This is a genomic window from Streptomyces europaeiscabiei (genome assembly GCF_036346855.1).
Taxonomy (GTDB): Bacteria; Actinomycetota; Actinomycetes; order Streptomycetales; family Streptomycetaceae; genus Streptomyces; species Streptomyces europaeiscabiei.
The window spans coordinates 10,387,378-10,399,380 of record NZ_CP107841.1 but is presented as its reverse complement, the minus strand read 5'-3'; the positions used below and the strand labels follow the sequence as shown (position 1 = coordinate 10,399,380).

The following is a 12,003-nucleotide window of genomic DNA, read 5'->3' as shown; positions in this document are numbered from 1 at the left end:
TCCACGCGCTACTGCGGCACTTGGAGGAGGTCGGCTTCGCCCATGCGCCCCGCCCTCTGGGAATCGACGGTGGAGGGCGTGAAGTTCTGCCCCTCATCAAGGGTGGCTCCGGGGCTGCGGGCTGGGCCAAGGGCGTGGATGACCAGGGTCTGAGGGACTTCGCCCGGCTGCTGCGTGACTACCGCGACGCCTACGCCGGTTTCTCGCCCCCGCCGGGCGCGACCTGGTCCGCAGGCGCGGGCAGCCCCGGCGACCACGAGGTCGTCCGCCAGGGGCTTCGGCCCCCTGGAACGTCGTGTGGCAGAGCGACCGACCGGTGGGAATCATCGACTGGAACTGCGCCCGCCCGGCACCGCGGCTTCACGACGTGGCCTACGCGCTGGAGTACGTCGCCCCGTTCCGCGAAGACGCCGAGTGTTTGCGCTGGCTGCGCTACCCGGCGCCTCCCGGCCGCCGTCGACGGCTGGAGAGTTTTCGTAACGCGTACGGCCTTGACTCGACCGCCTGAATCGTGAGGAGGTGCTGCGTCCGGTGGGTGCGCAAGCCGATTTCCGGCATACCCACGGGCAGGCTCCGCGCCCGGCTCGCTTCGATGGCCGACGCCACGAGGATCGCGGTCGTCGCCGTGGGCCCGGCCTGCAGCAGCCGCTGGGGTGCCCAGCATTGGCAGAAACCACTGACCAGCACGACTCGTCAGACCACCCGCCATGATGCTGCCGCCGTGGCGATCGGAAGGCGCGCCCAGGGACACCCGATCCGGCGACGGACGACACCACCCTCACAGCACCGGAGTGATGCGGTGAGGCATCGGACCGGCCAGGCCAGATTGAGTCTTCCCGAACGTGAGGAACCCCGCCCCCGCATCCCCGGACCACGGACACGATCCGTGCCGGCCGACTGCGAGGTGAACGCGGGCAACCAAAACGTCCAACACCGTTCGGGGCGTTCGGGGCGTTCGGGGCGTTCGGGGCGTTCGGGGCGTTCGGGGCGTTCGGGGCGTTCGGGGCGTTCGGGGCGTTCGGGGCGTTCGGCCGAGCATGAGACCTGGCACAAGGACTCACACCCGCTCAGTTTCTAGGAACGGTGTTGTTCGGCATCGCCACCCGGGTGCATCCCGCTGGGGCGTTGGGGCAGAATCGTCCGCGCATGCCCTGACCCGAAGGGCCAGCCCGAACGCAGTCGAGGAGACGGTGACCGACATCGAGAATGCGGACCGGCCAGGCCGGCTCTCCGTCGAACACCGAATGGTGGACGACGTCCGGGTCGTGACCGTGCAGGGCGAGATCGACCACACCGTCAAGGACGTCCTCACTCGGGCCTTGTTGTCCGAGGACGGCACGGTGCCGCCGCGGATCGTGGTGGACCTCAGCGGTGTGACCTTCATGGACTCCAGCGGCATCAACGTCTTCGTCGCCGCCTATCAACAGGTAAGCGGCGTGCAGGGCTGGCTACGCATCGCCGGCGCGCAGGAGTCCGTTCTGCGGGTCCTGCAACTGGTCGGCGTCGACACCTTCATCTCTTGTCACCCCACCACCGAGCAGGCCCTGAACCCCTGAGCGCCCTACCCGGGCCGATCCTGGGCACCCTCCCTGACACGCATCCGCTGCACGGCCGGTTCCAGCCCCTGACCCGCCAACCGGGGCAGCCAATCAGCGCCTGCGAGACCCTCAGCAGCGGGATTGTGCCGCGCCGGGACACCTCGCGCAGCGCGTCGAGCCCTGCAACAACCCTGCCTGACCGGGTGGATGACAGCGGCGGCTGCACACAGTCCACGCGGCGATACCGGAGCTGCTGCGCCAAGTGGAGGTGATCTGACCCGACCCGGCTGACCGGCTCGGAGGAGCATCATCTGCGCCTGGGCCTCGGCATGATCGGCGCAGCAGGCTACGGTGACGAACCCGCCACTCGCCCCGCCCGCACCCCTCCTGGCCGAAGCGCCCGAGCACCGTCGTCGGCGCCTTGGTCGCCGCAGCGGCCCTGAGGGAAAAGATTTGAGCGAGGTGGCGCACCGCTGCTACTTTCGTGGTGGACCGTGAAGTCGTCGTATGGAGGTGAGCCCCGTGAACACAGTTACCCATGGGTGCTCCCTCAACCCGTCACGGTCCGGCGGCTGACGTTCGGTGTCGCCAGGAGCGCCTGAGATCGAGGCACTCCTGGAAGGAAACTCCGATGAACACGAAGCCCTTCACGTCTGACATGAGCGAGAACGCGGTGATGATCACGCGTGTCGCTGACAGGCAATGGCATGCACTGGATGACGACCTGGTGGTCGGCCGCGGGCATGCGGAGCACCGGCCCGACGGACGCTTGTTCGTCAGCGTCGACGCCTGGCACGACGCCACCTTCGACCGGCTCGCCGAGGCGATGCTGGCGGAACTGCCGGCGCCGCTGTACACGGTGGTCGACGAAGCCGACGTCGAGCGGACGGCCGGCTGGCGGCGGGCAGGGTTCACGATCCGGCGCCGCGAGTGGGAGTACGTCGTGTCGACCGACCCGCGGGTCACCGGGCTCGAAGCAGTCCTGCCGCCTTCGGGCGTGACAATCGTGCCCGCCGGTCAGGCAAACGAGAGTCTGCTGCGGGCGGTGGACCGGGCGGTCCGTGACGAAGTCGAGGCGACCGTCGGGTGGCAGTCGATGCCCGCGGAGGTGATTCCCCGCCCCGAAGGCGACACCGTCGTCGACCCGTCGAAGTACGCGGTGGCCGCGGCGCCGGACCGCTACCTGGGTCTGATTCGGGTGGTGACGGCGAACCGGCCGCGCATCGGGCTGGTTGCGGTCCGGGCCGGCGAGCAGCGCCGCGGCATCGCGCGGGCGCTGCTGGCCCATGCGTTGGGAACGCTGCACCGCTCCGGGTTCGCCGCGGCCTGGACCGAAGTCCACGAGTCCAACCAAGCAGCCTCGACGCTGTTCGAGGGCATCGGCGCCCGACCCATGAGCAGCAACCTGGAGCTGGTGCGATGACGAAGAACAAGAACGTCATCGAAGTCGAGGGCAAGGTCGTCGAGTGCCTGCGCAGCGCCATGTTCACCGTGGAGCTCGAGAACGGCCACCAGGTACTCGCGCACATCAGCGGGAAGATCCGCAAGAACTACATCAAGATCATGCTGGAAGACCGAGTGCTGGTGGAGCTCCCGCCGTACGACCTGACGCGCGGCCGGATCGTGTTCCGGTACCGGAACTAGAACTAGCGGCGGTCGGCACCTTCCGCGGTGGCTGATCCTGGGGCCCCGACCCGGTTCGCCGGTCTCATGAGTGACGTGGCGTCATGTCCGTTGTGCGGCAGGGGGCCTGGAGACCAGAGCAGGTACGGTGCTGGTGATCATGTGGTTGTCGAGACCCATGAGAACCGAGCGAGACCGTGTCGGCCCGAACATCATCGCCCCCCTTCCGCGCTGGAGCAACGGGGCTCCACGGCCGGTGCGCGCCGGGTCGTGGCTCTGGCGGCGGACGAGCGGGGCGACGCGTGACCGGATGAGACGAGCCGGAAGCCGACTTTCGGACAGTCGGCTGCAGGGCGGCGGCGCCGTAGCCCACGGCACCGCCGCCCGGTCATCTCATGCGGGACGCCAGGGATCTCACGGCCCACGCGTGGCCGGCACGATCTGGCCGATGGTCAGGACGTCTGCGCGGTCTGGTAGAGGTTCTGCGCGTCGGTGCCGAAGTACGGCCCGTACATGCGGTTCGGCAGGAAGTTGTACTTGAAACTGTTCACCGAGGACAGCAGGCCGGTGCCCGTGGACTCGTTGAACTGGGTGAACCAGGGGCCACCGCTGGAGCCGCCGGTCATGTTGCAGTTCATGCCATGGTCGTTGGAGAGCAGGAAGTCGCGGTTGGTGGTTCCGCTGCAGTAGATGAACTTCTCCCCGTCGTACGGGGAGGCCGCGGGGAACCCGAAGGCGTACATCGCCTGGTTGTAGCCGGTGTTGAAGGCCAGACCCTGCCCGCCGACGACGTCCGTCAGCAGCCTCCCGTCCAACGGGGCGACGACGGCCGCGCCGACGTCGTAGTTGATGTCCTCGCTCGCGGTCCACTGCGGCGTGGACAGCGTCTTCGTGGCGCTCCACCTGCCGTACGGGGCCTGTCCGTCGTGGTAGCCAGGTACGAAGACCCAGTTGGTGTGCCAGGCGCCCTCCAGCTTCACGCAGTGTCCGGCGGTGACGACGGTGCTTTTGTTGGCGCTGGTGACCGCATTGCCGGAACACGAGGCCGTACGTCCCTGATAGGTGAAGAACACCCGTCCTGCCGTGGACACCACAGCCCCGCCACCGGTCCAGGGCCCACCGCTGTTGGGGAAGGCCAGCGCCCCGACATCGTTCAGGGCGCCCGGGAGGGTCGGGGCGATGGTCCGCTCCTTGCCCTTGGCGAGCGAGGGGGCCTTCACCTGGGTGCGGTCTACTGGCAGCAGATCCAACGGAGCGGCCCGACGCATCCGCTCCGCGGTCCAGAACGAGGCCGGGTCCGGCGCGGCCGTGGCCGCCCCGGCAGGCGAGGCGAACACGCCGGTGCCGAGCAACGCGGCGGCGCCGAGCAGGGCGGCGAGGACGGAGCGGGACTTGCGGAGGGGGCGGGACACGCAGCGTATGTCTCTCACGCGTACTCCTTCTGCGGTGGGGGGCGAGGACGAATTCGCGCAACGCAGAGTGCCAGCCCACCCTAAAATTCGACAGGTGCACGTCACAATGGGCGCGAAATCAACCCTTCCTGCACACGGCGGGTGCGCACCACGCGGTCCGGCCGCTCACCGCGATCCAGAACAAGTACTCCACGCTGTGCCGTGGACCGGAGGAGCAGGTCCTGCCGCTCTGTGAGGAACTCGGCATCGGCTTCGTGTGCTGGGCGCCTCTGGGCATGGGCATCGCGACCGGCATGATCAATCCGTACACCCGGTTCACGCAGGGCGACTTCCGGGCCTCGGTGCCACGCGACAGCCAGGACGACATGCCCGCCAACATGGCACTGGTGCAGCTGCTCCAGGACTGGGCCGTACGCAAGGGCGCCACGCCCGCCCAGATCGGCCTCGCCCGGCTGCCGGCCCAGAAGCCGTGGATCGTGCCGATTCCCAGCACCTCCAGGCTGTCCCACCTCCCGGAGAACATCGGCGCGGAAGAAGTCCGGTTCAGCCGCGACGAATTCGAGGAGCTGAACGCCGCCGTCGCGCGGAGCACCATCAGCGGCGCGCGGCTCATGCCTCCGGTCCTCGCACAGACGGGCGTCGAAGCACCGACCCGCTGACCGATCACGCGGGCCCGTCACGTCCCACCCCCGGCCGAACTCCCTCACACCAAAGGGACGTTGCGGCCGGGAGACTGCACTCGCCCGATGCCCAAGCGGCCGACCGGTCCCGCGAGAGCACCGCGTGCTCACCGAGCGGCTCGCGCGGGAACGTCCCCGGCACCGCCGAGCCACCCGTGCGCGACGCATGTCAATTCCAGGCGTGACCGGATCACAAACAGGACAGCGAAGCCGCCACCGCGCCGGTCTTCCTCGTCGGCTTCATCACCAACGAGGGCCTCTTCCTGGCCCGGCTCTGCGCCGCCGCAACGCTGGTCTCCCTGCCCGTCCTCATCGCCGGATTCGCCGCCCAGGACAAACTCGTCCGCGGCCTGTCTCTAGGAGCAGTCAAGTGAAAGCCGCTGTCGTCGAAGCCCCCGGAAAGGTCACCGTCACCACGGTGCCCGACCCCACGCCCGGGCCCCGCGAGGTCGTGGTCGGTGTGGCGGCCTGCGGACTGTGCGGGACCGATCTGCACATCCTGCAGGGCGAGTTCGCACCGACCCTGCCGGTCGTGCCGGGCCACGAGTTCGCAGGAGAGGTCGTGGGTCTCGGCAGCGAGGTCACCGAACTCAAGATCGGCGACCGGGTCGCCGTGGACCCCTCGCTGTACTGCAACGAGTGCCGCTACTGCCGAGTCGGACGCAACAACCTCTGCGACCGGTGGCAAGCGATCGGTGTGACCCGGGCCGGTGGCGCCGCCGAGTACGCCGTGGCGCCCGTCGCCAACTGCGTACGGCTGCCCGACCACATGGACGTCCAGGACGCGGCCCTGATCGAGCCGCTGTCCTGCGCCGTGCGCGGCTACGACGTCCTGCGCAGCCGTCTCGCCTCCCGCGTGCTCGTCTACGGCAGCGGGACGATGGGCCTGATGATGCTGGAGCCGGCCAAGCGCACCGGCGCCTCCTCGGTCGACGTCGTGGACATCAACCTGGAACGACTGGCGACGGCCGAGAAGCTGGGTTGTTCCCAGTCGGCGCTCTCGGCGGACGAGTTGGGGCGGCCGGGTGGCTGGGACGTGGTGATCGACGCGACCGGCAACGCCGCCGCCATCCAGGACGGCCTGGATCGAGTCGCCAAGGCCGGCACGTTCCTGCAGTTCGGGGTCTCCGACTACGCCACGACGGCCACCATCTCCCCGTACCGCATCTACAACCAGGAGATCACCATCACCGGCTCCATGGCGGTGCTGCACAGCTTCGAGCGCGCGACGGAACTGTTCGCCACCGGGGTGCTCGATCCTCAGGTCTTCATCAGCCACCGGATGCCGCTGGCGGAGTACCCGCAGGCATTGGACCAGTTCGCCGCCGGCCGGGGCCGCAAGATCATCGTGCGGCCCTGACCGCTCGTCGGCACGACCGGCCTCCCCGTCGACTTCGCCTTCCGCACCCGGGCCAACGGCACGAATAGCGGTTGGGGCCCCGTCCACCAGGGTTCCTACCGCTGTTCGCGCGTCCCGACGCTCGGCGGGCGTGCCGTACTCCGGACGTTCCACGAAGCGCGCACATAGCGTCGATGGGCCGCGAACCGGCATCCAGAGCGGCGCGGAGAGCGTTCACCATGACGTGAAGTCCATCAATTGGGCGTCGGCCGCTCGCCTGGCGACGTACGGATCGTAAGCGTGGATCTGGGCCCTCTCTGCGGCCGACAGCCCCTGAGGAATCAGCGATCGGCCGACAGGAAAATCCTAGAAACTCGACTGACCCGAAAGGTGAAGCCGCACACAGCTACCGTGCGGTTCAACGAGGCCGGTGTCAGCGCAACGACTCCCCACCTCTGTTACACAGCCACCTGATCAACGACGAGGTGCGGCTGGCCGCTGATGCACCTCTCCGCATCGATGTCCGCGCATCGTCGCCTTCGCCTTCGCGCTGGGAATCAGCGGACACCACGCCCTCGGCCAACGCCGCGACCTTGGTGCCCGAGCGGTGTTTGGGCGCCACGCTGAGGGCTACTTGGCGAAGTGACACCGAGGTCAGACCGTTAGGGAGTGATGAACGGTGGCACGCGCGCAGAAGGCCAAGGCGAAGAAGGAAGAGGTCAAGGGCAAGGCCAAGGAGGTGGCAGGCCGCGCCATGGGCAACGAGAAGATGGAGGCCGAAGGCCGCGGCGGCCAGGCGAAGGGTGATGCACGCCAGGCGAAGGAGAAGACGAAGGACGTCTTCCGGCACTGACGAACACCGAACCTTGGACGGGCCCCCGACGAGAGGCGGGGGTCCGTCGGCTGTTCGCGGCCGTACGCCCGCTGCGTCACGGGCGTCAGCACCCACGCCGCCGGCCGAGATCGTCCCGCCAGGTCGAGGGAAGCCGCGGCTTTCAGTCACACAGCTGCCACTCACCGTTGCGCGGAGCGTCACTGGTGGGACGGGCCCACGGGCCTCCCTCGCCGTCCACAACGAAGTCCAGCCCGTCCCACCGGTCCATTCGCGGGCGCCGCGTCGTCCAGGCCCCGGATCGTGCGGTGCGGGTGCTCGGAGCGGCGCAGGGCATCCCCCCTGCCCGATGTGGCAGTGACCTGCGCAGACGCAGCCACGTCGGCGAGGCTCGCGCACGGCAATCCGCAGCAGAAGACACAAGGGTCTACGTAGGAGATGTCGCCGAGAGGCGGATCCGAGCACAGTGGTAACCCGTAGGCTACGGCGTAGCCGTGATCACTGCCCTGGATGTGCAGGCTGTAGCTCGTGAGAGATGAGGGCTGACGCGTGGCGGAGAAGGACCTGTCCGGCGGCGCGCGAGCGATAGCGGTTCGGAACTCGGTGTCACTCGGGGTGTTCCTCGCAGTGGCCGCTTCCTCCAGGGTGCCGCCAAGCGTCATCGAATGGGCTGGACGCGGTATCACCGCAGATGCGGCTGGGACGCGTTGGGTTCTGGAGGTAGGGAAACCACACCTGGACGGCTTCACACTGGCTGACAAGCTGATCAGACGCGGTGAACTGGAAGATCAGCTTGTTGAGCTGTGGCAGGCGTATGGGTACGGCGGGATCGATGCGGCAGCCTTCGAGGCTGGACTGGCGGAGATCGTCGAGGCCATCGAGGAGTGGTCCTCCGGCCCCATGGATCCCGAGCTCGACCGTCGCAGTCAGGCACACGGGCGTGGTAGCCCATTCCCACTGGGCCCGGGCGTGCCGGTGCGCTGACCTGTGCCGGCTCATGCGATGCCGCGAAGACTCGCGGAACTGCCCGCGCGGCACCGCCGATTGCCTGGTGGAAGGTCAGCGCTCTGCGAGGTTTGCGAGCAGCTCGGCGGAAGACTTCGGGTGGACGAGCCAGCGCAGGTGGCTGCCCTCGAGTGTCCGGATGTCGAAGGGGTTGTCGGGTGTGAGCGCGTCGGCTTCGCGAATCATGCGGTCCTGCATGGCGAGCGGAATGCTGGCATCGTTGGCCAGGCGCACATAGGTCTTGGGAATCCGGCCCCAGGTCGTGGCCTGTGCCCGGTCGGCGGCCGTACCGACATCCAGGTTCTCATCGGGCTGGAAGGTGTTCAGGAAGATCCGGAACTCGTCATCGGTGAGGTCCGCGGCGAACGCTTGCTTGAACGCGGCGAGCGCCGCCGGGTCGGCGGTGCGGAAGTTGCTCCGGAGCAGACCGAGTTCGGCCGGGTTCCCGACGAACGTGGCAGCGAAGGCTCCCGCGTCGACGTCCGCCATCTCCGGCTGGGCGTAGTAGTCGCTCACGTCCAGATCGACGGGGCACCAGGCCGAGACGTAGGCGATCCTGTCGATCAGCTCGGGCCGGGCGTTGGCGACAGCGGTGGTCGTGATGCCGCCCCTGCTGTGGGCGACGAGGATGGTGGGTCCGTTCCGCTTGGCCCGTTCGAGGATTTCGATCACGCGGGCGGCGTTGTCGGCAAGCGTGACTCCGGTGATGCTCCCCGGTTCCGTGGCGAGTGCATCGAGATCCTGAGGAGCCTGGTAGGCCGCGGGGAAGGTCGCCTCGAATCCGTGCCCCGGAAGGTCGACCGCGACCGAGCGGTGCCCGAGTAAGGCGAGCTCGGCCTGCAACGGCGCGAACGAGAACGAATTCGCGAACGCCCCATGGACAAGGACAAATGTCGGCAGATTCTGCATGGCTCAGCTTCCAACAGAACGATCTCCGGAGCAAGATCAAGGGTTCGAGAGGGCTTCGATGGACCCAGACCTTGTGCCGGATGCAGACGTTGTCGTGGCGGAGGCCCCGACCCGGGCGAGGAGTGGCGAGCAGGTGCGTGTGACGGCACAGCAGCGGCAGGCCCAAACAGAGCATGTGGCCGGGGGCCGGTGCGTGGGTTCTCGTGGCGGGCGACACGTCATTCGCGCACAGGCCGGGGATGGCTTCGGCCAGGCTCTGACGGAACTGGCAGCTGAGGGCAGGCCGAGGCCGGCCACACGCAGCTTCTGGGAGATCTTGTTGTGGCGGTCGGTAGCGACCTCCGAGGATTGGGACGAGCCGACCTAAACCCGCCCGTCGCGCTGTACGATCGACACGTCGGCCTCATGGACGTCCCGTGGCGAACTCGCGGGCCCGCTGTCGGCAGCTACGCAAGGACTACTCATGTGGCTGTCCGCATTCCGTGCTCCTGTCGTCCTCACATTGGTTTCCGCGCTGGCACTGGCCGCCTGCAGTAACAGCAGCGGCACTCCTGAAGCCGGCCGCTCGGCGGGCGCTGGTTCCACTTCACCGACGTCTGATCTCACGGATGATGCGATCCAGGCGATCCTCGACAAGGCCCTGCCCCGCGGCGGGAGCGGCACGATGATCGCCGCTCGCGGCGGTAAGGTCACGCACTGTGCCGGTTACGGGATGGCCGATCGGGCCCACGGCATCTCCGCGAGCTGCGACACGGTGTACGACATCATGTCGATGACCAAGTCGTTCACGGCCGTGGCGATCGTAAAGCTGCAGATGGCGGGCAAGCTGCGGGTCAGCGACACGATCAGCAAGTTCGTCGGGCCTGTGACGTCGGACAAGCGCAACATCACGATTCACCAGTTGCTCACCCACACCTCCGGGCTGCCGGAGGCGCTGGGAGACGACTACGATCCGATCTCCCGCCAGGAGATGATCGACGGAGTCGCCAAGTCCAAGCTGATCACCCCACCCGGTACGAAGTTCACCTACTCCAACCTGGGCTACAGCTTGCTGGCCGCCGTCATCGAGAAGGCCTCCGGCATGGACTACGAGCGCTTCCTGGCGGAGCAGATCTTTGCTCCCGCCGGAATGAAGCACACCGGCTACGTCCTGCCGCGCTGGGACACGGAGCGGATCGCGGTGGAGTACGACGAGCAGGGCGTCTCCCAACGGCGTCCGCTGGACCACGGATGGGCCGCTGACGGCCCGTACTGGAACCTGCGCGGCAACGGCGGTCTGCTGTCAACTGCCCGCGATATGTACCGCTTCCACCGCGCCTTGACCGGCGACACCCTCCTGGACCGCGACGCGCAGGCCTTGATGTTCAAAGCCCACGCCCCCACCGACCTGCCGGGCTATGACGGTTACGCCACCGGCTACGGGTGGATCATCATGCCCGATGGGAGCCTCGCGACCCACTCCGGCGGCAACGACTGGTCCTACGGCGTGAACGTGCACGCCGTGCACGGTGAGCTGATGGTGTTCTGGATAAGTAACCAGGCTGCCCAGGACGGGAAATGGGATCTCCAAGAGGTTGCCCGACCCCTCATTCTGAAGCTGGTCGAGCAGCTCCAGGCCCGCTCAGCCGGTCAGTGACGGAATGCCGTCGTGATTGCGCAGTCACGGGGCTGGTGTGGGCCGGAAGTGGGGCACTCCCGCTGGCCGGGAGCATGATCGACTGAGGGAGAGGAAAGCCCGGCTGGCCGGCTGACACCTCCGCACGCCTCGTACGACGCCTGCACGTCCCGCGCCCACCTCGGTGCTCCTATCGCAAGTCCTCAGGTGCCAGAGACGCAGACATCGACTACAGGCAACCGAAGTGCTCTCGGCCCGAGCGAGAAGTGGCGCCGCATCCCGTCACCGGGAACCAGCCTCCACAGCGGCCCACATCGGTCGTCGCGACCGCTTCCGGCCCGGCTGGAGGGCTCGCCACCAGACCCGCCCACTGCTGGAAAATCGTGACCGTACCTCGACGGTCTCCTGCCGGAACAGGGAATGTGCACGCCCCCGCGTGACACGTCCACCCGATCCCTCAGACGGGTAAAATCACTCCAAAGGGACAATAAGCCCACCTCGGTGTGCGGTGTGCCAGCAGAGCGAACTCGTTCAACGAGATGCGCGACTGCTTCGCATCGCCACTCATGGGGTGGTTATCCGGCTGTTCACGCGACCGCACGGGCAAAGAGGCACGCAATGGATCAATGGCTGATCTGGTTGATCATCGCGGCTGTGCTGGCGGTGGCGGAGATCTTCACCCTCACTGCCGCTCTCGGAATGCTGAGTGCGGCCGCGTTGGTCACGGCGGGATTCGCGGCGGTCGGGCTTCCACCACCTCTCCAGTTCCTGGTGTTCACCGTCGTCGCCGTAGCCGGCGTGGTGTTCCTGCGTCCCATTGCACTGCGACACCTCCAGCGTCCCCCAGCGGTGCGGTTCGGTATCGATGCGCTGGTCGGCAGGGTTGCCTATGCCGTCTCGGAGGTGACGGGCCTGGGTGGCAGGGTCCGCATCGACGGCGAGGAATGGACGGCGCGCGCCTACGACGAGACGCTGGTGATTCCTCCCGGAACGGCCGTCGACGTCATCGAGATCAGTGGCACCACCGCACTCGTCTACCCCCGGGACTGA

At 67.8% G+C, this 12,003-nt stretch carries 12 protein-coding genes and 2 pseudogenes; 12 read left to right on the top strand and 2 right to left on the bottom strand.

The annotated features are described in order from the left end of the window. The first annotated feature begins 316 nt into the window (after positions 1 to 316). The 5 genes and pseudogenes from OG858_RS45170 to infA all read left to right on the top strand — a co-directional run bounded on the left by OG858_RS45170 (position 317) and on the right by infA (position 3,182). Positions 317 to 508, top strand: a complete 192-nt coding sequence (locus OG858_RS45170) for a phosphotransferase (protein ID WP_218779676.1) — start codon at positions 317 to 319, stop codon at positions 506 to 508. Between the two features lie 30 nt (positions 509 to 538). Then, a pseudogene (locus OG858_RS45165) lies at positions 539 to 1,078 on the top strand (hypothetical protein); the annotation flags it as partial. A gap of 112 nt (positions 1,079 to 1,190) precedes the next feature. Then, entirely contained in the window at positions 1,191 to 1,556 is a 366-nt protein-coding gene (locus tag OG858_RS45160; RefSeq protein ID WP_319267293.1) for an STAS domain-containing protein, read from the top strand. A 613-nt stretch (positions 1,557 to 2,169) separates the two neighbouring features. Next, complete coding sequence (locus OG858_RS45155; protein WP_086752122.1) at positions 2,170 to 2,961, top strand: GNAT family N-acetyltransferase; 792 nt, start codon at positions 2,170 to 2,172, stop codon at positions 2,959 to 2,961. Then, entirely contained in the window at positions 2,958 to 3,182 is a 225-nt protein-coding gene (gene infA, locus OG858_RS45150) for a translation initiation factor IF-1 (protein WP_010981942.1), read from the top strand. Before OG858_RS45155 ends, infA begins: the two co-directional genes overlap by 4 nt. A gap of 431 nt (positions 3,183 to 3,613) precedes the next feature. Here infA and OG858_RS45145 read toward each other — a convergent pair whose 3' ends face one another. Next, positions 3,614 to 4,591: a trypsin-like serine peptidase gene (locus tag OG858_RS45145; protein WP_086752118.1), complete on the bottom strand. Its 978-nt coding sequence runs from the start codon at positions 4,589 to 4,591 to the stop codon at positions 3,614 to 3,616. An 11-nt stretch (positions 4,592 to 4,602) separates the two neighbouring features. Here OG858_RS45145 and OG858_RS45140 point away from each other — a divergent pair, with 11 nt between their 5' ends. The 5 genes and pseudogenes from OG858_RS45140 (at position 4,603) to OG858_RS45120 (ending at position 8,408) form a co-directional block, all read left to right on the top strand. Beyond that, positions 4,603 to 5,232, top strand: a complete 630-nt coding sequence (locus OG858_RS45140) for an aldo/keto reductase (RefSeq protein WP_327726152.1) — start codon at positions 4,603 to 4,605, stop codon at positions 5,230 to 5,232. Positions 5,233 to 5,462: 230 nt separating this feature from the next. Then, positions 5,463 to 5,627 (top strand): annotated as a pseudogene (locus OG858_RS45135) (carbohydrate ABC transporter permease); the annotation flags it as partial. Beyond that, the gene (locus OG858_RS45130) at positions 5,624 to 6,613 is read left to right on the top strand and encodes a zinc-dependent alcohol dehydrogenase family protein (protein WP_328543787.1); all 990 of its coding nucleotides are present in this window, start codon (positions 5,624 to 5,626) and stop codon (positions 6,611 to 6,613) included. The pseudogene OG858_RS45135 and the gene OG858_RS45130, both read left to right, overlap by 4 nt. A 658-nt stretch (positions 6,614 to 7,271) precedes the next feature. Beyond that, positions 7,272 to 7,445: a CsbD family protein gene (locus tag OG858_RS45125; protein ID WP_079087276.1), complete on the top strand. Its 174-nt coding sequence runs from the start codon at positions 7,272 to 7,274 to the stop codon at positions 7,443 to 7,445. 528 nt (positions 7,446 to 7,973) lie between these two features. Further along, entirely contained in the window at positions 7,974 to 8,408 is a 435-nt protein-coding gene (locus OG858_RS45120; RefSeq protein ID WP_086752111.1) for a hypothetical protein, read from the top strand. Between the two features lie 75 nt (positions 8,409 to 8,483). Here the strand turns inward: OG858_RS45120 and OG858_RS45115 are convergent, their stop codons facing one another. Then, positions 8,484 to 9,338 (bottom strand): alpha/beta fold hydrolase, encoded by an 855-nt coding sequence (locus OG858_RS45115; protein ID WP_086752109.1) that lies wholly within the window; start codon positions 9,336 to 9,338, stop codon positions 8,484 to 8,486. 463 nt (positions 9,339 to 9,801) lie between these two features. Between OG858_RS45115 and OG858_RS45110 the strand changes: the two genes are divergently transcribed. Next, a complete protein-coding gene (locus tag OG858_RS45110) occupies positions 9,802 to 10,974 on the top strand; it encodes a serine hydrolase domain-containing protein (RefSeq protein WP_086752104.1) in 1,173 nt (390 codons plus the stop codon). Between the two features lie 597 nt (positions 10,975 to 11,571). Beyond that, positions 11,572 to 12,003 carry an NfeD family protein gene (locus OG858_RS45105; protein WP_086752102.1) on the top strand — a complete coding sequence of 144 codons (432 nt, stop codon included), beginning with the start codon at positions 11,572 to 11,574 and terminating at the stop codon, positions 12,001 to 12,003.

Coding starts and splice junctions, on each gene's coding strand:
- OG858_RS45155 (WP_086752122.1), top strand. CDS start 2,170: ATGAACACGAAGCCCTTCACGTCTGACATGAGCGAGAACGCGGTGATG.
- infA (WP_010981942.1), top strand. CDS start 2,958: ATGACGAAGAACAAGAACGTCATCGAAGTCGAGGGCAAGGTCGTCGAG.
- OG858_RS45115 (WP_086752109.1), bottom strand. CDS start 9,338: ATGCAGAATCTGCCGACATTTGTCCTTGTCCATGGGGCGTTCGCGAAT.
- OG858_RS45110 (WP_086752104.1), top strand. CDS start 9,802: ATGTGGCTGTCCGCATTCCGTGCTCCTGTCGTCCTCACATTGGTTTCC.
- OG858_RS45105 (WP_086752102.1), top strand. CDS start 11,572: ATGGATCAATGGCTGATCTGGTTGATCATCGCGGCTGTGCTGGCGGTG.